A 25,903-nucleotide genomic window follows, 5' to 3' on the forward strand; every position below is an offset into this window, starting at 1 on the left:
ACCAACAAAGCCAATAAATGGAAGCCAACAATGAGACACATCAGATTGGGGCTGGATAGGCCCGGTCGATACCCGCTACGCGCTATTGGAATAGCCATGGCCGGCAGCATTCTGCTGAGCGGCTGTTTCGGTGGTGACGGTGGTTCCAATGACGAGGCATCGGCTGATCCGCTGACCCCCTCCAACGGCAAGCTGGAGGCCACCATCCGCCGGACAACCAACGGCGTGCCACACATCAAGGCCAACGACCTGTCCTCCGCCGCTTTCGGTGCAGGCTACGCGCAGGCCGAGGATAACGTCTGTCTGCTGGCCGAGGCGATCGTCAAGGCGCGCAGTGAGCGGTCCAAGTATTTTGGCCCCGACGCCAAGCCCGGTTCCGGCGATAACATGAATGTCATCAACGACTTCTCTTACAAGGCCCAGGATATTCTGGGTGGCGCCCAGCGTGACTACGACAACCTGTCGTCAGAAAGCCGTGCGATGATTGATGGCTTTACGGCGGGCTACAACAAGTACGTTGCCGATACGCCGGCGTCCGACCTGCCAGCAGAATGCCGTAATCAGCCTTGGGTGAAAGAAATCGAACCCACGGATCTTTTGGCCCACTACCGGATTGTGGGGCAGTATGCCAGCGGTGCGCTATTCGCCACGGGTGCGGTCTTTATCGCCGTTCCGCCGGGAGAATCTCCCTCGCCCACCCCGGTCGTCGCCAAGCTCGACGAGACTCCCGCCTTCGACCCGGCAGGCGTGGCCTCTCAGGCCAAGCGGTTTGCTTCCAGCCGCACGAACTACACCGATATGGGCTTGGCCAGTAATGCCTGGGGCATTGGCAAGGGCATGACGGAGCAGGGACGCGGTGCGCTGCTCGCGAACCCGCACTTTCCTTACACCGGCCATCGTCGCCTCTATCAGATGCAGATGACGGTTCCGGGTTACCTGAACGTTAACGGGGCGGGCCTGTTGGGGACGGCTATTCCGTTGATCAACTTCAACGAGCATCTCGCCTGGTCTCACACTGTAACCACCAGCCGTCGCTTTACACTGTATGAGTTGGCGCTCAAGACGGGTGACAATCTCACCTACATCAAGGACGGTGAAGAGAAGCCCATTACCACCAAGACCTTCCAGATTGAGGTCGCAAACGGTACCTCGACACCGACAGTATTGGAGCGGACTTTCTACTACTCTGAATACGGGCCCATGGTGTCGGGTAATGCGATCACCAGTGGCGGCCTGCCAGTCTGGGGGGATCCCAACAGCCAGGGTACAACGGTCGCTTACACCTACCGCGATGCGAATGCCAATACCAGCGGTCTGCTGGATACCTGGCTGCAGATGAGCCGGGCATCCAACCTGACCGAGTTCCAGGATGTGTTCCGCAATTGCGGCTCTACCTTGTGGACCAACTCTACCTACGCGGACGATCAGGGCAACGCCTTCTACATCGATAGTAGCTCGGTCCCCAACCTGTCGCCGACTGCACTGTCCACCATTGATTTCAAGCGCCGATACAGTGCGTCCTACAACACGCTGTTCGAAAATGGACTGACCCTGCTGGATGGCAGCACCTCGCGCGATGACTGGGTAGAGGGTGAGTGCAATGGTCTGGTCCCCTATGAAGACAAGCCAAAGCTGCTGCGGACTGATTTTGTACAGAACTCCAACAGCAGCTATTGGTCGACCAACCCGGATGAATTCCTGACCGACTACTCGCCGATGTTTGGCGAAGAGAACGCGCCGATCAACGCGCGGACACGGTTGGGGCTCAAAATGCTGCAGAACCCGATGGGCCATGGCCTGGATGCCAATACGCCGGCCCCCGCGGGTCAGGATGGCAAATTCAGCGCCAAGGACCTGATTGGCGTGATCTGGAACGATCGCGGCTGGTACGCTGAGCAGTTCCTGGGCGAGCTGCTGGATCGTTGCGATACCATCGGTACTACCGACGTGAACATCCCCAGTGGTATGGGTCTACTTCCGGCTGATCCGGCTGTATCCGGCAGCGCCCGATCCGTTGCAGATGGTTGCACGGCCTTGCACAACTGGAACGGCACCTATGCGATCGACAGCACCGGCGCGCATACCTTCCGGACGTTTGTTGACATCTACATGCGCAGCTTCCCGGATGACCTGCAGACTGAGTTTGATCCGGATGATCCAGTCTACACGCCGGCGGATCCAGACCCGGCCAATAAAGGCACCGCAGACGATCATATGCTGGAATCGCTGGCGGCGGCGCTGACGCTGCTGGATGATGCGGGCATTGCCTACGACGCCAAGCTGGGCGATGTGCAGTACTACCAGCCGACAGGCGGCGTGCCGCCGGGTGGCGATGCCTCGGGTGTCGTAACCCAGAGCCCGAAAATTCCCTGGCACGGGGGGGATGGCAACGTCGATGGTGCATTCAACGCGGTGGGTGTCGTGAACTCTGATTTTGCAGAAGACACGATTATTCCTCGCACGAACACATCGCAATATGAGGATGCCAGCGGAAACCGATTTGCGGCGGGCCTTTCCTCGGATTCTGTTGAGGGTAAGGGCTGGAAAATTGCCCGAGGCACCAGCTGGCACTTTGGTCTCGAGTTCACTGACAACGGTCCGGAGGCCTATGGTCTGGTGAGCTACTCGGAGTCCAGCGACGCCATGTCGCCGTATTTCACCGACCAGAGCGAGCGGTTCTCCAACAAGGACTATCGCAAGCTGCTGTTCAAGGAATCGGATATTGAGGCGAATCTGCTGCCGCAAGGTGAAACCACGATATCCGAGTAATGTGAAAAACGGATGATGCATGCCGGCTACCTCAGGGTGGCCGGCTTTTTATGCCTGCTCGGGCACGATCAGGAGTGACGACTTTCTGCTGGCTGATCCATTGAGGCGGCTGTGTCGAGCTCGTCGACCACTTTGTCACGCCCTGTGGTCTTTGCCATGTAGAGGGCTTTATCGGCCCGTTGAACGGTCTCATGCGAGGATTCACCGTTCCGGAACTGGGCAACGCCAATCGATGTCGAGATTCGCAGGCCCGGGTGAATTCGGTCGCAGCCGAGTTCGCGAAGGAGTCGGCATGTCCTCTCCGCTTTTACGCGGGCGCCGTTCAGATCCGTTTGCGGAAGAATCATCAGGAATTCCTCGCCGCCGTACCGGCCGAAACAATCGGTTTCCCGCAGGCTCTCCCTGATCGTTCGGGCGATGTGCTTGAGAACGGCGTCGCCCGTTGGATGGCCAAATTGGTCATTGATCCGTTTGAAGTGATCGATGTCCAACAAGGCAATGCTCAGTGGTGACCCGCTACGTCGGCTTCGACTTATCTCATCGCTAAACGCATCAGTCAGACGTCGCCGATTGGCAATGCCGGTCAATTCGTCGATATTGGCCAGCTCCCGGATCTGTTGCATGGCGGACTGAAGTTCCTGATTGCGCTTGCGTACTTTGTTTCTCAGCCCGCTGATATAGCCGCCGATGATGGCAATCTGACCCATGACCAGTGCGAAGGCCAGCACCTGGATCAGTTCAACCGAGAGCTTCTGCATGATCAGCGTTGGTCGCGTCAGCCAGATGGCCGCAACCAGCCCGCCATAAAGCACAAGATAGGCAGCGGCAACACAAAGAAATTGACGGGTCCGCAACGCCAGGATGCCGTACAGGGCCGGCACGATGGCTATTAACAGGAAGATGGTCCGGGCCTGGGCGACTTCCAGAAAATACATCACCCAGATTGGGGGCAGGAGGGAGGCCACCATCTGCGGGCAGGTCATGCTCGGATCTCGAAAGCGCAGGTTGATGTCGTGCCGGATGAGCAAGAAGAAAGCGCCGTTAATCAGAGCGGCCAAAATAAAGAATTCGACCACTACCTTTCCGGGCAAAAGGCCGGCGAGCCAGCACAGAACAACAATGACCAGCGTGCCCTGGTAGGAGACAAACGACATGCCCAGTCGACGTTTACGAAGGCGCTGGTCCCGAATCTGTTTCTGTTCAGTGCTGACGGTTGCGGTATGGCTCTCAACGGTCATGAACTGCGTCCGACACATCAAAACGGGTTGGAAATCGATAATGCCAGCGTAGTTGAAATGCGAGTTGGATGCGTGGGCTTGAATGACTTGTGCAAGCCGGTGCGTCAAAGGAACAAAAAAGCCCCCAACCGGAGTTGGGGGCTTATCGGATCAGCCAGCTTGAAAGGCTGTGTCTGTTATGGGTTGCTCATGAACAGGGTCACTGTATCGGTAACCATGCCGGTGAAGACATCGACCGGATCCGCAGAGACAGGGGTGCCGTGGCTACCCGTGTCGTAACGCGTGATGTTCGTCAGACCCAGGGTAAGCGGTTCGCCACCGGCCAACGGTGCGCTGAAGCTGTCCACTGTGACGTTAACCGGCAGGCCGGTTTCCGAAGGCGTGAACGTCTTGTTCAGTGCCGGGATGCCCCACTGATCTTCGTCAGCCGCGTTCGGGATAACGGTGTCGCCCTTCACTTCGGAGAGTTTGATAATCGACGGATCGTCAAAGTTGTCTACGAAGTTGATCGGGTCCGCGGTGTCTACAGTCGCCTGGAAGACGTTGAAGTAGGTCTCCAGGTTGGCGTCACCCTGTTCCAGACCGGCTGAACTCTGAAGGCCCAGAAGGATGCGCGGTGCGAATGTCGGAGAGTTCTCCAGCAGGCGAACAATGCCACCGCCCGGGGTCAGCAGGCTGGCCGCCTTGATGTCGTTAAAGGCGGATGGGACGGCGGTGGAGCCGTCAGCATTGACGACCGTTGCCGCCAGTTGGTTGGCATTGACGCTGGCCAGGAATGGAGTCCCTGTGATCGTGCCCAGTGAATGACCTACGAAGTAGAACGGATCAGCCGGAGAGATCGTGAAACGATCTGCACCGGTTGTATCCGGCAGGGTCAGGCCCGGCAGGCTGGCCCGCAGGTTCATCTGGTCCACAGCGCTCTGACGACCGTTGTCGCGAGTGGTCAGGAAGCTGGTCAGGTTGATATACAGGCTGCCGGAATCGCCAACGCCTGCATCATAGTCGATTGCAGCGGGTGTACTGGGAGATTCGGCGTAGAGGCCAAAGTGGCGCTCATTACCAATCATCGGTGCGAGACCCGGGATGGTGCTGCCTGCGTTGGCAGCGGTATTCTCAATCGATACTAGACCTGCCATCTGATCAGAGGAACCAGATACGGTTCCGTCGCAAGCACCACCAATAACCTGCAGCTTTGCGGTATCCGTGTCGGAGCTCAGGCCCGGGCACCCCGCCGTGATCAGTTGCTGGAGAAGTCCATCAGACAGTTGACCCGCAAGCAGAGCACTGCGATTGGTGTCATTGACAGTCAAGCCCGCGCCAGTCAGCAACTGGTCCGCCAGCGCCCGCTGCTCTGCATCGGTGAACGCTGCCACACCGTGCAGCGGCTGATCAATCGCAATGACGGCATAGCCCTGCGCGGCCAACGCGGTACCGAAGGTCAGCGCTGCACTGCGGTCAGTGGTAATGCCGTGCTGGTACATCACGATGCCCTTGGGGGCACCGGAAGCCGGATAGAGCGCAAGCACCGGCACATCAACCGTTTTCGTTTCTTCCGGGAACGGGAAGATATAGTTCACTGCTGTTGATACGGTCGGATCTGCCTGAGGCAGAGACAGGCCAATGCTGGCAAACGCACTGTTCAGACCAGCGGCCAGACCGCTGTCTGCTTCCCAGTGATCTGTCGCCACGGTGCTTGCGGTTGTGCCCAGGTAGTAGGGCAGTTCCAGAGTGCCCTGGGCAGCCAGTACGCCACTTGATCCAGTAATCTTGCCGGCAACGGCCGATACCAGTCCAACGGGTGTTGCGGCTGCGTCCATGCTGAAGTCGTTGGCTGAACGATTGACGCCGGAAACCGGAGTAGGCAACACGTTGATAAAATTGGAGGCCAGTGCAACGCCGGCACAGTCGATGGAGTCCTGGCCAGCTGCGACGCCATCACAGGGCGCACCGCTTCCAAAAACGGTCGCCAGTTTATCGGCGATCGTAGAGCCATCTCCCAGCGGGATATTGGGGAATGCGCCAACGGCGCCATCAACGGCTGGCTTGACTTGCGCATAGCTTGTCGCGCCACCTTCGACGGCTGACTTCGCCGCAGATACCTTCACATAGGTCTCAACCTGATCTGCAAACCAGGAACCCGGCTCTGCAATATACTGCAGCACCTTCTCATCGTTGGAAGTCGTGAAGCTGTAGCTCAGTGCCAGGTTGTCTTCAGTCACAGCGCCACCGGTAGCGGCCGTGATGGTGGGCTCCCAGAGGCTGTTGATCAGTGTGCGCACTGGCGCCAGGGCCGCGTTGCCCAGAGGCTGCTCAGCATCAGTCAGGCTCTGGTAGGACGGGGAGGCCACAATGCTGTCGCCATTGAGGTCCTTCACGCCAGTGGTCACAGCGACGATGTAGCGCTTACGCGGCTGCAGCGGTTCCAGTGGCAGAATGCGGATTGCGGATGTGCCATCCAGTGTTTCCACGTCGGCACGGACATCGGCCGCACCCGCTACGGTGGGCGGCTCGCCATTGCTCAGGCCCTGAACCGGATCGCCACTGGCGTATTCCAGTTCGAGCAGAAATACGGTGTTTGCATTAACGGTTGACGGATCCACCTTGCCATTCAGCTGAACCACCGCCGGTGCAACCGTCGACGCACCGCTCAGCTCGTTCAGTGCCGTCGTCACGGGGGGCGAGGAATCGGCAACGCCGAATGTGCCGTCACCCTGCTCTGAATCGAAGATCAGGTCGTTGGGGATCGGCAGTTCACTGGTCAGCGGATTGAAAATCGGCCATGTCTTGCCGTCGAAGTCCGGGTTGCTGATCTTGTAATCCGGATTGGCGTTTTTGTTGTCGGAACCGTCACTCAGACAGCCGGAAAGGCCAAAAGTCGACGCTACGGCAAGGCTTATTAGCGTTTTTCTAAACATGGATGGAACCTATTCCTGTTGTTGTGTCGTTATTGTCGGTACTGACCGCTCCGGTTGGCCCGGTTGCCCTCGGTCAGTCACCAATTCTTGTCTGAAAACCTGCGGAGGTGCGATCGACCGCCCTCCTGCCAGCGCTCTGGTGCGAGCACACCAGTGGTTTCTATCAGTCTGACTATATCGGAAGAAACAGAAACCTGTTGATCGCTCTAAAGTGTGATTCTGAGCCAGGGAGTCTCTGGTTAACTCCTGAGTCGCCTCTGGCTTTCAGAGCGATTCACAATCAAGGCGCGACTTTGCAGGAATGTGTCCACCTTTCAAAAAGTCGCAACGCAGAGTGTGGATCGCTCTGAATGCCCCGTAGGGCGCGCTCTGAAGACTGCATCTGCGGCGTTGCGGTTCTTGAAAGGGCTACTGCCATTCACTACGAACCGCGTCGGTGTGCCGCATCACTTGCATCAGCAGTCTTCAGAGCGCGCAGAGACGACTCAGGTGTTAACCAGAGACTCCCCAACGCGGGCCTTTATGAAAAATAGAACGGGGTCCGGATACTGTCGAGTATCGGGACCCCGTTCTGCGGCATCTTTCACGCGGCAGGCACCGCCATGCCGGCGTTGACTCAGTCGAACTGGCTGAAGTCCGGCTTGCGTTTTTCCTGGAAGGCGGTGAAGGCTTCGGTCGCCTCGGCGGATTTCAGGCGCTCGCCGAACAGCTCGCCTTCCGCCAGCATCGTTTCACGGACGGCATCGCGGTTGGGGCGAGTGAGTAGGGCCTTGGTTGCCCGAATGGCGGCCGGTGGCTGCGCCGCCAGTTGCTGGCAGGCGGCGATGGCCTCCGATTCGGTCTGTCCGGGCTCGCAGATCCGGTTGAGCAGGCCCAGGCGATCTGCCTTGTCGGCGTCAAAGGGCGTGCCCAGCATCAGCAGTTCGCTGGCTCTGGCCCGTCCCAGCCACAGGGGCAGCAGCAGGCTGGAGGCGCCTTCCGGGCAGAGCCCCAGGTTGGCGAATGGCATCTGGAACCGCGTGTTGGTGCCGGCGAAGACCAGGTCGCAGTGCAACAGCAGGGTGGTGCCGATGCCGACGGCCGGCCCGTTGACCGCCGCCACAACCGGTTTGGTGGCGTTGGCGAGGGCGAACAGGAAGCGGCCCACGGGGGTGGTCTCAAACTCGCCCGGCAGGCCAGCCGCGAAATCACTGAGGTCATTGCCGGCGGTGAAGCATTCGTCGCTGCCCGTGATTAGCGAGCACCGGATGGAGGCGTCTGTTTCGGCGTCTCCCAGGGCATCGGCGAGGCCGGTGTACATGGCGTGGGTCAGGGCGTTCTTGCGCTCGGGACGGTTGATGCGAATGATCAGCACGCCGTCGTGACGTTCGGTCTGGATAAAGTCGGTCACGGGGGTCTCCTGATGGTTGTTCTCTGTGATGTGGGGCGATTAAAGCCGGGTTTGGTCTCTCAATGCAACCGGATTGCCCGATTCGATTTCAATCCGCCAGGTGGGGACGGCCATGACCGGAAAGAGCCCGGGCGCTGATTCCTGCCGCTGAATCGGGTAAACTGTGGCGCACTTTTCCAGTGTCGAACCGGGCCGGCCGTGCCGCCTGAGCCCGTGCCGACCGCAGAACCACTGAGCAGGTGTCGCGTCACAACCAGCCATGGCAGGGCATTGCCCTCCCGGATCAATGCGTTACTGCGCACCTTCCAACTGATGAGAGCCGATATGACCACAGTAATTCGCCAGGACGACCTGATCGAAAGCGTTGCCGACGCACTGCAGTTCATCTCCTACTATCACCCGAAGGATTTCATCCAGGCTGTTTACGAGGCCTATCAGAAGGAAGAGTCCCAGGCGGCCAAGGACGCCATGGCGCAGATCCTGATCAACTCGCGGATGTGCGCCCAGGGCAAGCGCCCGATCTGCCAGGATACAGGCATCGTGACTGTGTTTGTTGAAGTGGGTATGGACGTGCAGTGGGACGCCGAGATGTCCCTGGACGACATGGTCAATGAGGGCGTGCGCCGGGCCTACACCCATCCTGACAACGTTCTGCGGGCCTCCGTGCTGGCGGATCCGGACGGCAAGCGCCAGAACACCAAGGACAATACGCCGGCGGTGATCCATCACAAGCTGGTGCCGGGTGACAAGGTGGAGGTTCACGTAGCCGCGAAAGGCGGCGGATCCGAGGCCAAGTCCAAGTTCGCCATGTTGAACCCGTCGGATTCGGTGGTTGAGTGGGTGCTGAAGATGATCCCGCAGATGGGCGCGGGCTGGTGCCCGCCGGGCATGCTGGGCATCGGCATTGGCGGTACGGCCGAGAAGGCAATGGAGCTGGCGAAAGAATCGCTGCTGGATCCGATCGACATCCACGACCTGCAGGCCCGCGGCGCGTCCAATCGCTCGGAAGAGCTGCGTCTGGAGCTGTTCGACAAGGTCAATGAGTTGGGTATCGGCGCCCAGGGTCTGGGTGGTTTGACCACCGTTCTGGATGTGAAGGTGAAGGATTACCCGACCCACGCCGCCAACAAGCCGGTGGCGATCATCCCGAACTGTGCCGCGACCCGTCACGCCCACTTCGTGCTGGACGGCTCCGGCGCCTCCCTGCAGACCCCGCCGAGCCTGGACGACTGGCCGGAAATCACCTGGGAAGTGGGTGAGAACGTGCGTCGCGTCAATTTGGACACGGTCACGCCGGAAGAAGTGCGCGACTGGAAACCGGGCGAAACCGTGCTGCTCTCCGGCAAGATGCTGACTGGCCGTGACGCCGCCCACAAGAAGATGGTCGATATGATCGAGAAGGGCGAAGAGCTGCCGGTCGATCTGAAAGGCCGCTTCATCTATTACGTGGGCCCGGTTGATCCGGTCCGTGAAGAGGTGGTTGGGCCCGCGGGTCCGACCACGGCCACCCGGATGGACAAGTTCACCCACACCATGCTGGAGAAGACCGGCCTGACCGGCATGATCGGTAAAGCCGAGCGTGGCCAGGTGGCGATCGATGCCATCAAGGAATTCGGTGCGGTTTACCTGATGGCCGTGGGCGGCTCCGCCTATCTCGTTTCCAAGGCGATCAAGAAGGCCGAAGTCGTGGCCTTCGAAGAGCTGGGTATGGAAGCCATCTACGAGTTCGAGGTGGAAGACATGCCGGTGACCGTGGCGGTCGATTCCAAGGGCAGCTCCGTGCACCAGACCGGTCCGGTCGAGTGGCATGAGAAGATCATTGCCGCAAAGGCAGTTTGATCTCGGCGATCCACTGACTGCAGAAACGGGGCCTTTCGAGGCTCCGTTTTTGTTTGAGCTTCTAACGGCATGACTTGGGCGTCTGAACCAATGAACGCCATCGCTTCGGTCGCCTAAGAGGGCCGTCCATGGCCGCTTATGCGACGAGGACATCCTGTCCTCTGCGCCAGCGATGGCATGCATTGGTTTCGAACGGACCTTTTCGATGTTCTCCGAAGTAGGTTGGGCTGACGCAGGAAGCCCAACAAGCCGGGTTTACGGTCAATTTCATCCCCATGGTCGCCCGGCCGATTTTTGAGAGCCTATGCACCAAGCATGTCCGCAATAACGAGGGCGTTCGGTGCCCGCCCATTGTTGGGCTTCCTGCGTCAGCCCAACCTACCCCTTAAACCCTTGCAACATCCTCTGAAGCGTCTGCTACATGCTCGAGTTGTCTGGTCCGGCCAGCCACTCGCGCGCCTTTTCCACCTCATCCATCCGGAACACCCGCAGCTCCATGTCCAGAAACCGCGACATGAACCGGGCAAAGGGGCCGATCCAGCCGGAGTCCGAGACCACGGCGCAATGGGTGAAGTCCTTGAGGTGCTTGCGGTCGAACCGGATGGCGTCCTTGAGGATCGACAGGTCAAAACCGTCGAAATCCCGTACCACCTCGATCAGTTTGACCTTGCCGTGCTGCTGGATGAACGCCTCCATGTGGCCGGCAATCTGCTCAAAATCCTCAGCGGAGACACGGCCTTCAACGCGTATCTCCACCGTTTTCTGTTCCGGGTATTCCACATATTCCGTTGCCATCTTTGTGCTCCCCCTCGGTCGTTTCGTCAGGATGAACAGCTGATTTCCAGATGCTTGCCCCAATCTGGTGGCAGGGCCGCATAGTGCTCGTTCTCCGGCTGCTCGTCGTAAGGGTTTTTCAGCACCTCCATCAACTTGCGGGCGGTGTCGTATTGGCCGGTCTGCGCGTCTTGAATGGCCTGCTGGGCCAGATAGTTGCGCAGGATGTACTTGGGATTGACAGTGCACATGGCCTGGTCCCGCTGTTCCGGTGAGCGCGTTTCCTGCGCCAGCCGGGTGTCGTAGCGCGTCAGCCAGCCGTCGGCGACGGTCCGATCCACGAACAGGTCCCGCACCGGCGCATTGCCCCGGGTTGCCCGTGTCGACAGGCCCCGGAAGAACAGGGTGTAGTCGATATGATGCTCGTGGAGCATGCTGAACAGGTCCATAATCAGGGACATATCGCCCTCGGCATCCTGCTCCAGTCCGAGCTTTTGCTTCATCAGCGATTCGAACGTGCTGTTGTAAGTCGTTTCATAGCACCGCAGGGCCCGCCGCAGGTCGTCCTCGTCCATCACATGGACCAGCGACTGGGCCAGGAACTGGCAGTTGATAAAGCCGATCTGGGGCTGACGGTTGTAGGCGTAGCGGCCGCCCTGGTCGGTGTGGTTGCAGATGTAGCCAGCGTCGAAATCGTCGAGGAACGCATAAGGCCCGTAGTCGAAGGTATCGCCGATGATCGACATGTTGTCGGAGTTCATGACGCCGTGGCAGAAACCGACGGCCTGCCACTGGGCGACTAATCGCGCGGTACGCCGGACCACCTCTTCCAGCCACAGGCGATAGCGGTCGGGCAGGGGCTCGTCCTGCAATTCCGGGAAGTGCAGGGCGATGGTGTGGTCCAGCAGTTCGCGGGTCGCTTCCGGGCCCTGGTGATAGGCGGTGTACTCGAAGTGACCGAAGCGGATGTGGGTTTCGGCGACCCGCATCAGTGTCGCGGCGGTTTCGATGGATTCCCGCATGACGGGATCCTTGGCACTGGTCATGAACAGGGCGCGGGTGGTGGGAATACCCAGATAATGCATCGCCTCGCTGCAGAGGTATTCACGCAGGGTCGAACGCAATACGGCGCGCCCGTCCCCGAAGCGGGAATAGGGCGTCAGGCCGGCGCCCTTGAGGTGCCAGTCCCAGTGCCGGCCGTTCGGGCCGGTGGTTTCCCACATCAACAGGCCGCGGCCATCGCCCAGGTCCGGGTTATAGGCGCCGAACTGGTGGCCGGTGTACTTCATGGCGATCGGATCCATGCCGTCCAGCAATGCCTGACCGCCGCCGATGCGGGCCCAGTCTTCGCGGTCGCCCGGTTCCAGCCCCATGTCATCCGCCAGATCGTCGTTGAAGAGCACCAGTTTGGGCTCTTTGAGCGGTGTCGGCTGGATGCGGGTGTAGAAGTGGTCGGCAAGTCGGATATAGCGGTTTTCAACGCTCAGGGCTGTCAGAAGACCTCCTTCGGGTGATCGCTGCATCACGCCATTTAAGTTGTTCACTCTAAATCCAGTGTGCATCTTTCAATAAGATTTGCACAGGGGAGCAGACCATTGATGGACACCCATTTACCCATTGTCGAACGGCTTTTCCAGAACTGGCAGAACACGCTGGGACCGGCCACTGACGCGTACCGGAACCACGTCTATCGCGTCTTCAACCTGACCCGCTGCCTCTGCCCCGATCTGACCGACACCGAGCAGCGTTTACTGGAGGTTGCGGCGGCTTGTCATGACGTGGGGATCTGGCTGGATGGCAGCTTCGATTACCTGACGCCGTCGGCGGACCGGGCGTCGGCATGGCTGTCCCGGCATCCGGACCTGACCGGGCTCTCACTGGAGGAGGAGCAGCGGCAGGTGCGCCGGATCATCCATGATCACCATAAGATCCGCCCATCGGACGATCGCCTGGCCAATGCCTTTCGCAAGGCCGACTGGGCCGATGTGACAGGGCTTTACGGCATCGCCGGCATACCGACCGATTCCCGGCGCCAGATTCGGGAACAGTTTCCCTCGCTGGGATTCCGCCGCCTGCTGTTTGGCCTCGGTGTTGCCCATGCACGCCGTCATCCGCTGTCGCCTTTGCCGATGCTGCGATGGTAGCGGCTGACACAAGCTTGTCGTCAAACTGTCACATCCCTGGTTTTAACTGTTGGTCTATACCAAAGGAAACCGATGTGCTTGCTATCTTCGACCTTGACGAGACCCTGATTGCGGGCGACAGCTCGCACCTGTTTGCCGAATACCTGGTCCGGGAAGGATTTGCGACGGAGGAAACGCTGCTTGAGCCCAACCGGGGCTTCATGGCGGCCTATCACCGGGGCGATCTGGACCTGGATGCCTACATGCAGTGCAACCTGGCGCCGGTTTGCGGCTGGTCGCGCGAGCGGTTTGACGCCGTCGTGGCCGACTTTATCGAACGGGAGATCCGGCCCCGCATCCTGGCGACCGGTGTCGAACGGGTGGCCTGGCACCGCGGTCGGGGTGACCGGTTGCTGGTGATCTCCGCCACCGGCGATCACCTGGTCAAACCCATCGCCCGAGTGTTGGGCATCGAGGACGCGCTGGGCGTCGAAGTGCTCTGGGAGGCGGATCGGCTGACCGGCGCCATCGGCCGCCTGCGCCCCTTCCAGCAAGGCAAGATCGATGCCCTGGAACGCTGGCTGGCCGGTGAAGCCATGGCGCCGATCTGGTTCTATTCCGACTCCCACAACGACCTGCCGCTGCTGAATCGCGCTGACGTGCCGGTCGCGGTGAATCCCGATGCCCGGTTGTCCCGGCATGCTGTAAACGCCGGCTGGGCCGTGCTGAGGGATGAGGTGGCTACCGCATGACGCTGCGCCAGCTCAATCTGGCGCGGGCCGTGATGGCCTCGGCACGGTACCGCCGCCGTATCGCATCCCCGGATGCACGGTCAAACCGGCCGCTCCCTCCACCGGTTCCCATGCCGCCGGACAGCGGCACTCGACTGCTCGCCTGACGCGTTATCCAAGCACCACCATCATCAGTCCCAGCAGGATAATGACCACACCCACTATTTTGGGTCGATACAGCGATTCCCCCAGAAAATGCCAACCCATGGCCACCCCGATCGGGATGCTCACCTGCCGGAAGGCGACCACGTAACTGACATCGTCGGCATAGGCCATGGACCAGATCACGAGCGCGTAGGTGGCCATGATCATGACGCCGGTCAGGGCCGTGCTGCGCCAATATCGGAAGAGCGACACCAGTTCGCGCCGCTCGCCGGACGACGGCAGCAGGAAGAGCGTCAGCCAGGCCAGCGCGGACCAGGCCTGCAACACCACGTACACCAGCGCCACATCACCGTCTGCGTCCGGCGTCGGCCATTGCTCGCGCATCAGTCCGGTGGCTGCATCGTCGACGATGGAGTAACCGGCTGTGCCGGCGGCTGCGATGAGGGCAAACAACGTGGCCAGGTTCTGGTAGTTGCGCCAACGCAGCTGGCGGAAGTGCTGCATGGGCAGAACGATGCAACCGGCAACGATCAGCAGGATGCCCAGCACAGCCCAGGCGGAGATACGTTCAGCGGTGCCGAGAAAGACCGAACCAAACAGCACGATCAGCAGGGGAGAGGAGCGGGCCAGCGGGTAGACGATGGATAGCTCACCATGCCGATAGGCCGCCGCCAGGCAGGACAGGTACACCGCCTGGAAAAAACCGGTCAGCACCACCAGCCACCAGGTCTCCGTTGATAACCGGGCCAGGCCATCGATATTCAATCCAATGAGTGGCAATGCCAGCAGGGCGCTCCAGAGGGTGCTGTGCCAGAAGAAGGCCCCACCGGGACTGACTTTCTTGCCGAACAGGTTCCAGCCGGCGTGGGTCAGTGCCGAGAGCAGCACCAACCCGATTGCAAACAGGCTCATTTGAAGAGGCGGGAGATTCGAGAAAAGGTCATGCGCCCCGCCGCCAGGCCCGGGTCGCCCGGTCCAGCCAGGCTCGCAGCGCGCCTTGCAGCAATTTCGCGCCGGCACAGGTCAGCATGATCATCACCGCCATGGCGGCGGCCGGAGCGATGTCGCCGGCCTCGTCCATACTCATCACCGCCACCGATGCCAGCTGGGTGTGCGGGCCGTACAGGAAAACCACGGCGGAGACCGTCGTCATGGCATTGACAAACAGGTACAGCGCCACATCGAGGATAGCCGGCAGGCACAGCGGCAGGGTCACCGTGAACAGCACGCGCCAGCGAGAAGCTTTGAGGGATTCGCCCACCGCCTCGAACTCCTTGTCGAGCTGTTTAAGGGCGGTGACCGCCGTCAGGTGCGAGACCGCATAGAAGTGCGTCACGGTGCACAGAATCAGGATCAGCAGCGTGCCGTACAGGCCGTTGAGCGGGTTGTCCGGGTGGTTGAAAAAGAAGATATACGCCAGCCCCAGCACCAGCCCCGGCACCGCCAGGGGCAGCAGGGCAAAGAACTGGAACAGGCCAGCCATGGTCTTCGACTGTGGCGTTCGCTCCATCAGCCAGGCGTTGAAGAATACCAGCGCCGTACCCAGTACCATGGCGCCCAGGGCCATGAGCAGGCTGTTGGTGTAGGCGCTCCAGCCACCGCCGTCCATCAGGTCGAAACGGTAGTTGCTGAAGCTCAGGTTCAGGTTGTAGGGCCAGAAGGTCACCAGCGAGGCGTAGATGGCCATACCGATAATAGCGACGATGAAGACCAGCGTCGGCGTCAACATTGCAGCGCCCAGCCAGTCCCGACCTGGGTTGTGGGGCGGTTTGTAGGGCGCCGAACGGGCCGAGAGGCTGGCCGACTGTTTACGCTGGACGATGCGGTCAGCGGCGAACGCGAGCAGGGCCGGCAGCAGGAGCAGGATGCTGACCACAGCGCCCATTTCGAAGTGCTGTTGTCCGATGACCTGTTTGTAGATGTCGGTGGCCAAGACATCGAACTGACCGCCAATGACTTTCGGCACGCCGAAATCGGTGATCACCAGCGTAAAGACCACGAAGGCGGCGCTCACCAGGCCATAACGGGCGCCCGGCACGGTCACCGTCCAGAAGGTACGCCATCCGCTCGCCTTGAGCGCCGTCGCGGCTTCGTAGTGGCGGCCGTCGGCATTCTCCATGGCGGTCAGCAGAATCATGAGCGCATGGGGAAAGGTCCAGAAACACGAGCCCATGACGATGCCGATCGGCCCGTAGATATCGGCGCCCATCATCCAGTTGTTAAGGATGCCCTGGTTGCCGAACAGGTAGACGAGGCTGATACCGGGCAGCAGCGACGGGGCCAGGATCGGCAACACCAGCGCGCCTCGAATCCAGCCGGTCCAGGGCAGCCGCGTGCGGGTAATGGCCCAGGCGGCCATGAACGCCAGGCTGACCACGATCACCATGCTCAGGGCCGACACCCAGAGCGAGTTGAAGAACGCGGACTCGATACCGCCCATCTGCAGGTAGTGGGTGAAGTTGGCCAGCCCCACGAACTCGCCGTCGCGGTTTTCCACCGCTTTGGAGAGCAGCGAGTAGAGCGGGGCCAGCACGAGCAGGAACAGGACGCCGCAGCCAGCACCCAACAGGACGGTGAATAGGCCCGGGCGCCGGAAAGTCCGCCGACGTTCGACGGCTGGACTGAGAGGGGCCACTTTGAGTGATGATTCAAGCATTGGATCGAAGTCCCCGTGGGCAGTTTTGGCCGCCCACACCAGAAAATGGATCAGGCGGCGAAGCAGTGCAGGGCTTCCGCCGGCAGTGAGATGCAGACCTCGGCCCCCGGGACCAGGCCCAGCTGACGTGCGGATCGAGGATCGACGTCGACCAGTAACGTTGGCTCAAGCCCTTCCAACTGCACGCGTGTCCGGATAAAGGCACCGAGGTAATCCATCGCCACGACCCGACCGTTCCAGTCGCCCTGGCCAACCGGCAGCAGGTGGACATCCTCGGGACGAATGGCCAGGCAGAGACGGTCCGCTTCGGCAACGGGCGCCTGGACCGAGAAGTCGTGATTGCCCACGCGCACGCGATGGGTGTCGAGGGCAGCACCGTCCAGGAAATTCATGGCGCCGATAAAAGCGGCTACGAACGTAGAGGCCGGCTGTTGGTAGATTTCCAGCGGCGTGCCCACCTGTTCGATGACGCCGTTGTTCATGACCACCACCCGGTCCGCCATCGATAGCGCTTCTTCCTGGTCGTGGGTGACCATGATGGTGGTGACGCCCAGTTGCTTCTGCAGTTGTCGGATCTCACCGCGAAGGTGCTGTCGGACCTGGGCATCCAGGGCCGACAGGGGTTCGTCCAGCAGCAACAGGCCGGGTGACGGTGCCAGGGCCCGGGCGAGGGCAACACGCTGTTGCTGGCCGCCGGACAGCTGGGCGGGGTATTTGCGGGCGTGGTCCACCAGGCCAACCATGTTCAGCAGCGCATCGACGCGTTCTCGGATGGCCTGGCGGGGCATGCCGATACTGCGCAGGCCGTAGGCGATGTTGTCGATCACCGTCATGTTGGGGAACAGAGCGTAAGACTGGAACACGATCCCGAAATCCCTCTCGCGGGGCGGCGTGTGGGAGATGTCGCTCTCCCCCTGCTGGAGCGTGCCGGCCGACTGCTGTTCCAGGCCCGCGATGATGCGGAGCAGAGTGGTCTTGCCGCAGCCCGAGGGGCCGAGGAAGCAGACGAGCTCGCCGGGTTCGACGGTCAGGTCGATCTGTTTGAGGGCACAGAAATGCCCGAAATGTTTCTCGACATCGCGCAGCGCGAGGCGGCTGCCCTGGATGGTCTGGTTCATGGCGTGTTCTCCTGAGTAAGTCCCTTGCGTCTGGCTTCGAGGGCGGGAAGACAGGCGGAAAGGCCCTGCGGATGCAGGGCGCGTTTCATGCGGCTTTATTCGGCGGCTTCTGACTTGCCGTCATACCGCCGCTGCCACTCGGCGAGGATGGCGTCGCGGTGGCTGGCGGCCCAGCCGAAGTCGTTGTCGATGATCAGCTCGTCGGCGTTGGCCGGGAAATACTCGACTGGCTGTGCGACGCCGGGCATCCCGACAATGGCGTAGCCTTCGTTGTACATTTCCATGGCCTTGTGGGAGATGGACCAGTCCACCAGGGTCTTGGCGGCGTCCATCTTCTTGGTGCCCTTGACGATGGCCGTGGCTTCCACTTCCCAGCCCAGACCTTCTTTCGGGAAAACCACCTCCAGCGGCGCGCCTTTCTGCTTCAGGCGGGCACCGCGGAAGGCGAAGGAAACGCCGATCGGAGTTTCACCGGCAGCGGCCATCTTGCAGGGCTTGGACCCGGAGTGCGTGTAGCGGGCGATGTTCTGGTGCAGGTCGTCCATGTACTGCCAGCCGGCGTTCTCGCCCATCATCTGCAGCCAGGCGGACACGTCCAGGAAGCCGGTGCCGGAAGAGTTCGGGTTGGGCATGACGACATGGTCTCGGTAGACCGGCTTGGTCAGGTCCTGCCAGCTGGCGGGCATGGGCAGGCCCAGTTTGTCGGATTCGATGGTGTTGACGCAGATGGCAGCCATCCAGGCGTCCATACCCACCCAGGACGGGGTCGCGTCCTTGTCGCGGAATTTCGGGGACAACTTGTCCAGGCCCTTGGGCGCGTATGGTTGCAGCATACCTTCGCCCTTCAGCAGCAACAGGCTGGTGCCGGCCAGGCCCCAGATCACGTCCGCGTGGGGGTTGTCTTTCTCGGCCAGCAGGCGGGCGGTCACGACGCCGGTGGAGTCACGTACCCAGTTGATCTTGATGTCCGGGTGGTCTTCGTTGAAACGCTGGGCATACTTCTGCAGGTCTTCGGCTTCCACCGCGGTGTAGACGGTCAACTCGGTCTCCGCGTGGGCGGTTACGGCGAGGGCGCACAGGCCGAGGGCCAAGGAATGTCGCAGGGATTTAAGCAGGGTCACGTTGAGCTCCTTTAATCGTGGATTGCGTCAGAAAGTTCAGTCATCAGAGTGTTGCGCTAACCGCATCCGGCTTTTGGTCTATACCAGATTGCGTCTTTAACCTTAGGGTCTTCAGATTGCAGCGGCGTGACAGTCTGGTGACCGTCACATGGCAATGCATCAGGGGCGCTCGCCGCGGCTCAGACGAATGCCAATCGCCGCCAGAACGGCGGGCAGTTCGGCAATGGAATCAATTACATAATGCGCGCCGGTCATCGCCATTCGGTGTCTGGCCGTGGCCAGGCGTGCGCTCTGCTCTGATTCGAGGAGGCGGTTCCAGTCCGTCTGGTCCATACCAATGGCATTGCCGGAGGCGACCACGGCCACCGTCCACATGCCGGCGTTGAGTCCTTCCTCGATGCCGGTGCCGGTGTCGTCCACTTTCACACAGCCCTGGACGGCAGTGGCCTCCAGTTCCAGTGCGTTCTGCAGGCTCATGTGCGGCGCCGGGCGACCCTGAGGGACTTCCGTGGCGCAGACGATGCTCTGCGGTTCGAATCCCTGTCGGGTCAGGTGCGGCAACATGGCGCTGACCATGTCCCGGTTGTAGCCGGTGTTGGTGCCCATGCGCACGTTGTTGTCCCGGCACCAGGCCTGCAACTCCAGTGCACCCGGAATCAGCGTGGCGCGGCCGGCGATGGTGTCGGTTTGCAGGGGGACGAATGCCCGGTAGAGGCGCTCGATGTCGTCTTCGTCGGGTGCCTGGCCGTGCCGGGCCGTCCACTGGTCGCGGATACGGGGTATGGCGAGCAGTTGGCGGATGTGTTCGCGCTTCTCGGTACCCATCGGCGCCCGGGCCTCAGCCTCGCTCAGGTCGATGCGCTCCTGTTCGAACAGTCTCAGGAAGGCCTGGATCGGGGCCATTGACCCGTAGTCCACGCAGGTGCCCGCGAGGTCGAGGATCACAGCCTGGATTGGGCCGGTGTAGCGGCGTTGGTATTGGTAATTTACGGTCGGGGCAGACATGATATCTCCTGGGTCAGGCCGTCATCAGGTTGTCGGGGGCGGCGGCCGGCGCGGGTACGGGAAGCGCAATATCGAGCGATCGGCAGGCACCGGCGATGGCGATAAGGACGGCGTCAATCTGGGCGTCGTGAAGCTGGCCGATGCAGCCGATCCGGAAGCTTTCGGCCACCGTCAGCTTGCCCGGATAGATCACGAAGCCCTGGTCCTTGATGGTGTTGTAGAAGCGCGTGAAGTCGAAGCCGGCGTGATCCGGCGAGAGGAATGTGACGATGATCGGTGACAGCCAGGCGTCGGCCAGCAGCGTCTGGAAACCCAGTTCGCGCATGCCGGCCACCAGTCGGTCACGGTTGCGCCGGTAGCGGGTCAGGCGCCCGGCCACGCCACCTTCGGTCTGGTGTTCACACAGGGCCTGGTGGAACGCGGCAACCACATGGGTGGGCGGCGTGTAGCGCCACTGGCCGGTGCGCTGCATATAGCGCCACTGATCGTAGAGGTCCATGGACAGGCTGTGGCTGCGGCCTTCACTGTCGGCGAGGCGGTCTTCCCGCACGATCACGAAACCGAATCCGGGCACGCCTTCGAAGCATTTGTTGGCGGACGACACCAGTGCGGTGAATGGCAAGGTTGCGGCATCCACCGGCAGTGCGCCGAAGCCGCTCATGCTGTCGATGATCAGATCTCGCCCGCGTTGCTTGCAGACTGCCGCAATCTCTTCGACGGGATTCTGGATGCCGGAGCTGGTCTCACAATGAACCACGACCACCTGGCGGATGGACGGATCGTCACGCAGGATTCGGTCGACCTCGTCACCCCGGGGCGGCTGGTAGTCACCCTTGTCCAGCGTGATCACCGGACGCTCCAGGATGTCGAGAATGCGGGCGATCCGTTGGCCGTAGGCGCCGTTCATCAGCACCAGGGTGCGGCTGGCCGGGTCGATCAGCGTGCCCAGGGTGGCTTCGACCGAGAACGTGCCGCTGCCCTGCATCGGGACGCAGACGTGCGTGTCGCGGGCATTGGCGATGGCCAGCAACCGGTCGCAGATGTCGGCCGTCATGGTGTTGAAGTCACCGTCCCAGGATCCCCAGTCCCGCAGCATGGCCTGTTTGACGGTCAGGCTGGTGGTCAGGGGACCCGGGGTCAGGAGGTAAGGGTCGCGTTGAGGCGTGTCGGTCATGGTGGACTCCGTTGGCTTAACCGGTGCGCTTGTCCGCCCGTGCCAGGGCACAGCGGTGCTGGAATGCGGGATCGAAAGGGTTGACCGGCCCGAAGCGGTCGGGCCGGAAAGGGGAGGCGTCGACGAAAGGCGATTGCCTGAGGGCCAACTCCGCGATCAACCGGGCGATGCCGCCAGACAGGCCGATTCCGGCCCCGGAACAGCCGGTAGCCGCCATAAAGCCTTCGAGGCCGGGCAAGGTGCCCAGCAGCGGCCGGCCGTCCGGGGTGTAGCTGGAAATGTTGCTGACGTAATGGGCCAGTGGCGTGGATTCAATCAGCGGACACTGGCGGGCCAGTTCGGGCGCGCCTTCCAGCAGTGCGGCCTGGCCGTCACTGTCGGTATTAAAGGCGAACCCGCTCAGGTGGTTGGGCAGGGCGCCGGGATTGGCAAACACGGCCTGCCGGTCTCTCAGACCAAACAACAGTCCCCCGACTTCCGGGCGTGCGTAGCTGCGGCTGTCCGGCAGGATGGTGATCGGGCCGTCTCGGTAAACCCGCTCATCTTTGGCAGTGATCCAGTAATGGCTGCGCACGGCGCCCATGGCCAGCGGGACATCGATGGCGCTGGCCAGTGCAACGCTCCAGGGACCGGCCGCGTCGATAACCTGATCAGTGTTGAGCCGATCGCCGGTGCTGAGCTGGAGTCCATTCACCCGATGGCCGTTGCGACAGATTTCGGTGACGGTTGTCCCGAGGAGAAAGCGGGCTCTCCGGTTTCGGGCCCGGGCGGCATAGGCCTGGCAGAGCTGGTAAGGGTCAATATAGCCGTCACCGGGGAACCACAGGGCGCGCGCCTCCGCGCTCACGTTCAGCCAGGGCGCACGGGCCATGGCCTCGGTGGCGTCGATCCAGACGTGGGTCAGGTTCTGGTTCCGGGCATGATGGGCCGTGGCGGTGAGTTGATCGAGCCCGTCGTCACTCTCAGCAACGTGGAGGCTGCCCACCTTGCGCAGCGGCAGGGCGCTCCCGCTGTCGTCGGACAGGCTCTCGATGGTGTCGAAGGTTTCGCCAACCAGTCGCGCCATCGCCGGGTTTGGACGGGCCCGGGTCAGGAGGGCGGCGGCGTGACTGGTGGTCTGCTCGCCCAGGCCGTGGCGTTCGATCACTGTAACCCTGAGGCCGGGTGTGGCGCTCAGCCGGTCGGCAATGGCGCATCCCAGGATGCCGCCGCCAATAATGGCGATGTCGGTAGTTGAAGCGGGCATATTGCCTGTCCGTTGTTGCTCATCTGGTATAGACCAGTTTTTCAGGCGGACATGACCGTTTGATGACGAATCCGTGACGATTCACAGAAAGGGCGGGGCTTGGGGGCTTGAGGAAGGGCAGACAGAAGGCTGAGCCCGTGCGGGCTCAGGAGGCGTTGACGTCGACGGTGATGCAGAGGGTGTCGTGCAGCCAGAATTCCTCATCGAACTCGATGAAGCGGCCGTTGCCGTCTCGGCTGAGCCGGTTCACATAGAGGCCGGCGGTGCCCGCACTGACGCACAGAGCTTCGGCCTGGGGATCCACCAGCGCCGTCGGGTACATCTGGATCTGCTTCTGGGTCAGCTCCACGCCGTAGCGCTCGCGCAGGAGTTTCCAGAGGGACCGGTTGAAGTCGAACCGCTCGATGCCGGGCAGGCGGGCCGGGTCAAGGTAGATGTTTTCCACCAGGACCGGCCGTCCGTCGATATAGCGCCGTCGGCGCAGGTGCACGATGGATTGTCCGGGAGCCAGGCCAGTCCGGGTGGCCAGCCAGGAGGACACGGTCGTCAGGTCCACGCCCAGGGTCTCCGTGCGCGGCTCGCGGCCCTGGGCCGAGACGTAATCGGTGAAGCTGTAATCGTAGGTCGGGTTGTAGACCAGGCGAGCGGGCGAGACGAACCAGCCGCGGCGGTTGGAGCGATAGATCTTGCCCTCGGCTTCCAGCTGCGACAGGGCCAGGCGGGCGGTCACCCGGGTCGTGTCGTGGGACTCGGCCAGCACGCGCTCGGACGGCAGGCGCGTATGCGGTGGCAGGTTGCCGGACTGGATGTCATCGGCAAGATGGTCCCGCACCTTGAGGTAAATCGGGATTCGCGTCGCGGTGGGTGCGGCGTCAGCCATGCCGGTTCCTTATGCCGTTGGGTAAAACGTGCGGTTGGGTAGAACTGGTCGATACCAGGATTCTATCAGATGGCTTCGCAGGCTAGTGACTCCCGATGACAGCATCATGACAACGCCGTGCCAGGTAAGATTCCGGTAGAATGCGGCCATGTCTGAACCGATGCTGCCTGACCGATTCCGCTCCCGACGTCCCCGCGTGCTGCTCCTGTCCGGCTACGATGCCGGCAGCCATCGCCGCTGGCGGGAACAGCTGGTGAATTCGCAACCCGACTTCGACTGGGAGGTCCTGGCCCTGGCGCCCCGCTATTTCCGCTGGCGGATCCGGGGTAACGCCCTGAGCTGGCTGGATGAGCCGCTGCTCCAGGAAAACCTGGACCTGATCGTGGCCACCTCGATGGTGGACCTGGCGGGACTGCGCGCCTTTCACCGGCATCTGGCGACGGTGCCGGCCTTGCTCTTCATGCACGAAAACCAGTTCGCCTACCCGGACTCGGGCGATCAGCATGCCAGCGTCGATCACCAGATGGTGAACCTCTACAGCGCCCTGGCGGCGGACCAGGTCGCCTTCAACAGCGAGTGGAACCGGGCGAGCTTTCTGCAGGGCATCCGGGCGCTGCTGAACCGTTTACCCGATGCCATTCCCGAAGGCGTAACCGAGCGCATCGAGCGTAGATCCAGTGTCCTGCCGGTGCCGATCGATGACGCGCTGTTTGAGGCGCGCAAGCATCCGATCAACCGGGATTGCCCGCACCTGTTGTGGAATCACCGTTGGGAGTATGACAAAGGGCCGGATCGATTGCAGGCGCTTCTCGACCACTTGGTGGCCAGTGGCCAGGACTTCCGACTGAGTGTGGTCGGGGAACAGTTCCGGCGTCAGCCTGAGGCTTTCGAGATCATTCGGGCGCGGCATGGAGACCGCGTGATCAACTGGGGCTTCCTGGCCGATCGGACCGATTACGATCGACTGCTGCGGCAGGCCGACGTGGTGCTGTCGACGGCCCTGCACGATTTTCAGGGCCTGGCCATGCTGGAGGCAATGGCGGCAGGTTGCCTGGCGCTGGCGCCGGATCGGTTGGCCTATCCCGAATATGTGGCGAGGACCGGCCTGTATCCCAGCCAGCCGGACGATAACGCTGAGGAAGCTGCCGGCGCCGCCGTCACACTTCGAGATCTCCTGCGAAACGGCCGGGGCGCCCCTGTCGATGGATGGCGTCTCTCAGAGCTCCAGCCCCAGTATCGTCGTCTGCTGACTTCACTGCTGGTGGGCTAGCGCCGCTTTGACCTTCTCGGCCACTTTGGGCTTCAGACGATCCTGCTCAAGCAGCCAGGTTACGCAGGCCCGCAGGGTCTGTTCAGCGTTCTTCGGCGTCAGGGCAAACGTCTCGTTGGTTTCCCGGGTGTCGATGTACGCGTAGCGCTCGGCGACTTCGTACACCAGGTCATAGGTGAACGGCGGCGTCATACCAATCAGCCGGCACACCCGCTCGGTCCATTTAGCACTCCACAGCAGCATGCCGCGACCGAAGGGCAGGTGCATCGGCTTGATGCCGGTGAGTGTCTTCAGCAGCCGTGCGGCCTGCTTCACTTCAATATTCTCGCCACCCACCACGTAGCGACGCCGGTTCTCACCCCGGGTGAGGGCGGCCACGTGGGCGGCGGCCACATCGCGGACATCCACCAGGTTCAGGCCGCCGGGATAGGTCTGGCCAATGCCGTTCAGCCAGTCCATGACCAACTGATTGGACGGGGTGATGCGGTAATCGCCGGGGCCAAGCACGATGGCGGGACAGATGACGACCAGGTGGATGCCGGACTCCTCCGCCAAAGCCTGGGCGGTCTGCTCGCTGCGGGTCTTGGCGATGTAGTACGGGTTTTCAGGATCGTTGTTCCAGTCGTCCCCAGTGCGCAGTGCCTGCGGGTCGTAGGAGAAGCCGACAGACGCGACGGAGCTGGTGTAGACAATACGCTGGATCTGGTTGGCCCTGGCGGCGGCAAAGACATTGCGGGCACCCTGGATGGCGGGCTCCACAATCTCGTCCGGCGATTTGGCAATGGTTTTATAGACCGCGGCCATGTGAATGATGGCATCCATCGACTCCGCTGCTTCGGTGATCGCCCTGGCGTCCATGATATCGCCGCGGAAGAGGTCGACCTCAAGCCCTTCCAGACCGCGCAGGTCAGCGGATGGACGGACAAATGCCCGGACGCTGTGGCCTTGTTCAATCAGTTGTCGGACGACGTGGCTGCCAATATGACCGTTGGCGCCGGTAACCAGAACCCGCATGGTGGCTCCCTTTTGATCGAGGCTCTTGAGACGTGAGTGAAAAACCTATCCGATTCTTCGCTAAAAGTGGATAGGCGTCTGTTGGCCAGGTCTCGTTTAACAAAATGTGAGTTTATGTAAGTATTTGTAAATGTTAAAAAATTGTAAAATCACGTGAAACAGTTCACGATAACGCCTCGGTTCCATCGCGATAATGGAACGCTCATCGGGGGGATGTCATGGACGCATCCCGACCTGTCAGACATGCAATGATTTGCGGTGGGTGAAAGAGGTACGCACCATGCTCAAGAAAATGCAGCAGATGATTGATCGACGGAAGAGTCACAAGGACAACGCCGGTCACCAGGGCGCCCTGCCGGAGGCGTCTCCGGCCAAACCGGCCGACCAGGCCAAACGTGACGAGTGGGATATGTCCCCGCAGGATGCGTTGCAGGTCGGTATTGTGGCCCGCTACAAGTAACTTGAAGCGGTGAGT

At 61.5% G+C, this 25,903-nt stretch carries 20 protein-coding genes; 6 read left to right on the top strand and 14 right to left on the bottom strand.

Going from position 1 to position 25,903, the window contains the following annotated elements:
- Positions 1-30: 30 nt before the first annotated feature.
- Positions 31-2,769 carry a penicillin acylase family protein gene (locus tag J3364_RS05145; RefSeq protein ID WP_349557287.1) on the top strand — a complete coding sequence of 913 codons (2,739 nt, stop codon included), beginning with the start codon at positions 31-33 and terminating at the stop codon, positions 2,767-2,769.
- A 68-nt stretch (positions 2,770-2,837) separates the two neighbouring features.
- Here J3364_RS05145 and J3364_RS05150 read toward each other — a convergent pair whose 3' ends face one another.
- From J3364_RS05150 to J3364_RS05160, 3 genes are all read right to left on the bottom strand, one after another.
- Positions 2,838-4,007, bottom strand: a complete 1,170-nt coding sequence (locus J3364_RS05150; RefSeq protein WP_349557289.1) for a GGDEF domain-containing protein — start codon at positions 4,005-4,007, stop codon at positions 2,838-2,840.
- A 176-nt stretch (positions 4,008-4,183) separates the two neighbouring features.
- Positions 4,184-6,922: an Ig-like domain-containing protein gene (locus J3364_RS05155; RefSeq protein WP_349557291.1), complete on the bottom strand. Its 2,739-nt coding sequence runs from the start codon at positions 6,920-6,922 to the stop codon at positions 4,184-4,186.
- A gap of 616 nt (positions 6,923-7,538) precedes the next feature.
- Positions 7,539-8,312 (bottom strand): enoyl-CoA hydratase, encoded by a 774-nt coding sequence (locus J3364_RS05160; protein ID WP_349557293.1) that lies wholly within the window; start codon positions 8,310-8,312, stop codon positions 7,539-7,541.
- Positions 8,313-8,636: 324 nt separating this feature from the next.
- On the opposite strand from J3364_RS05160, the gene J3364_RS05165 reads away from it, so the two are divergent.
- Entirely contained in the window at positions 8,637-10,151 is a 1,515-nt protein-coding gene (locus J3364_RS05165) for a fumarate hydratase (RefSeq protein WP_203140653.1), read from the top strand.
- Between the two features lie 417 nt (positions 10,152-10,568).
- On the opposite strand, the gene J3364_RS05170 is transcribed toward J3364_RS05165, so the two are convergent.
- Positions 10,569-10,946 carry a SpoIIAA family protein gene (locus J3364_RS05170; RefSeq protein ID WP_203140654.1) on the bottom strand — a complete coding sequence of 126 codons (378 nt, stop codon included), beginning with the start codon at positions 10,944-10,946 and terminating at the stop codon, positions 10,569-10,571.
- A 26-nt stretch (positions 10,947-10,972) separates the two neighbouring features.
- Entirely contained in the window at positions 10,973-12,448 is a 1,476-nt protein-coding gene (locus J3364_RS05175) for a protein adenylyltransferase SelO (protein ID WP_349557463.1), read from the bottom strand.
- 75 nt (positions 12,449-12,523) lie between these two features.
- Here J3364_RS05175 and J3364_RS05180 point away from each other — a divergent pair, with 75 nt between their 5' ends.
- Positions 12,524-13,069 carry an HD domain-containing protein gene (locus J3364_RS05180; RefSeq protein WP_349557295.1) on the top strand — a complete coding sequence of 182 codons (546 nt, stop codon included), beginning with the start codon at positions 12,524-12,526 and terminating at the stop codon, positions 13,067-13,069.
- Between the two features lie 74 nt (positions 13,070-13,143).
- Positions 13,144-13,800 carry an HAD family hydrolase gene (locus J3364_RS05185; protein ID WP_349557296.1) on the top strand — a complete coding sequence of 219 codons (657 nt, stop codon included), beginning with the start codon at positions 13,144-13,146 and terminating at the stop codon, positions 13,798-13,800.
- Positions 13,801-13,950: 150 nt separating this feature from the next.
- Here J3364_RS05185 and J3364_RS05190 read toward each other — a convergent pair whose 3' ends face one another.
- The 8 genes from J3364_RS05190 to J3364_RS05225 form a co-directional block, all read right to left on the bottom strand.
- Positions 13,951-14,856 carry an EamA family transporter gene (locus J3364_RS05190; protein WP_349557298.1) on the bottom strand — a complete coding sequence of 302 codons (906 nt, stop codon included), beginning with the start codon at positions 14,854-14,856 and terminating at the stop codon, positions 13,951-13,953.
- Positions 14,857-14,884: 28 nt separating this feature from the next.
- Positions 14,885-16,600 carry a putative 2-aminoethylphosphonate ABC transporter permease subunit gene (locus tag J3364_RS05195; protein ID WP_349557300.1) on the bottom strand — a complete coding sequence of 572 codons (1,716 nt, stop codon included), beginning with the start codon at positions 16,598-16,600 and terminating at the stop codon, positions 14,885-14,887.
- A gap of 50 nt (positions 16,601-16,650) precedes the next feature.
- Positions 16,651-17,718, bottom strand: coding sequence for a putative 2-aminoethylphosphonate ABC transporter ATP-binding protein (locus J3364_RS05200; RefSeq protein WP_349557302.1), 1,068 nt, complete (start codon positions 17,716-17,718; stop codon positions 16,651-16,653).
- Positions 17,719-17,813: 95 nt separating this feature from the next.
- Entirely contained in the window at positions 17,814-18,833 is a 1,020-nt protein-coding gene (locus tag J3364_RS05205; protein ID WP_349557464.1) for a putative 2-aminoethylphosphonate ABC transporter substrate-binding protein, read from the bottom strand.
- A gap of 165 nt (positions 18,834-18,998) precedes the next feature.
- Positions 18,999-19,844 carry a phosphonoacetaldehyde hydrolase gene (phnX, locus tag J3364_RS05210; RefSeq protein ID WP_349557304.1) on the bottom strand — a complete coding sequence of 282 codons (846 nt, stop codon included), beginning with the start codon at positions 19,842-19,844 and terminating at the stop codon, positions 18,999-19,001.
- A gap of 13 nt (positions 19,845-19,857) precedes the next feature.
- Positions 19,858-21,018: a 2-aminoethylphosphonate--pyruvate transaminase gene (locus J3364_RS05215; protein WP_349557306.1), complete on the bottom strand. Its 1,161-nt coding sequence runs from the start codon at positions 21,016-21,018 to the stop codon at positions 19,858-19,860.
- A gap of 16 nt (positions 21,019-21,034) precedes the next feature.
- Positions 21,035-22,264: an NAD(P)/FAD-dependent oxidoreductase gene (locus J3364_RS05220; protein WP_349557308.1), complete on the bottom strand. Its 1,230-nt coding sequence runs from the start codon at positions 22,262-22,264 to the stop codon at positions 21,035-21,037.
- A gap of 145 nt (positions 22,265-22,409) precedes the next feature.
- Complete coding sequence (locus tag J3364_RS05225) at positions 22,410-23,144, bottom strand: UTRA domain-containing protein (protein ID WP_349557310.1); 735 nt, start codon at positions 23,142-23,144, stop codon at positions 22,410-22,412.
- A gap of 148 nt (positions 23,145-23,292) precedes the next feature.
- Between J3364_RS05225 and J3364_RS05230 the strand changes: the two genes are divergently transcribed.
- Positions 23,293-24,414 carry a tRNA-queuosine alpha-mannosyltransferase domain-containing protein gene (locus J3364_RS05230; RefSeq protein WP_349557312.1) on the top strand — a complete coding sequence of 374 codons (1,122 nt, stop codon included), beginning with the start codon at positions 23,293-23,295 and terminating at the stop codon, positions 24,412-24,414.
- Here the strand turns inward: J3364_RS05230 and J3364_RS05235 are convergent.
- A complete protein-coding gene (locus tag J3364_RS05235; RefSeq protein ID WP_349557314.1) occupies positions 24,397-25,428 on the bottom strand; it encodes an NAD-dependent epimerase/dehydratase family protein in 1,032 nt (343 codons plus the stop codon). The two genes, J3364_RS05230 and J3364_RS05235, sit on opposite strands and share 18 nt — an antisense overlap.
- A 262-nt stretch (positions 25,429-25,690) precedes the next feature.
- On the opposite strand from J3364_RS05235, the gene J3364_RS05240 reads away from it, so the two are divergent.
- Positions 25,691-25,888 (top strand): hypothetical protein, encoded by a 198-nt coding sequence (locus J3364_RS05240; protein ID WP_349557316.1) that lies wholly within the window; start codon positions 25,691-25,693, stop codon positions 25,886-25,888.
- Positions 25,889-25,903 lie beyond the last annotated feature (15 nt).

The sequence above is a fragment of the Marinobacter sp. NFXS9 genome, assembly GCF_040148665.1.
Classification (GTDB): domain Bacteria; phylum Pseudomonadota; class Gammaproteobacteria; order Pseudomonadales; family Oleiphilaceae; genus Marinobacter_A; species Marinobacter_A mangrovi.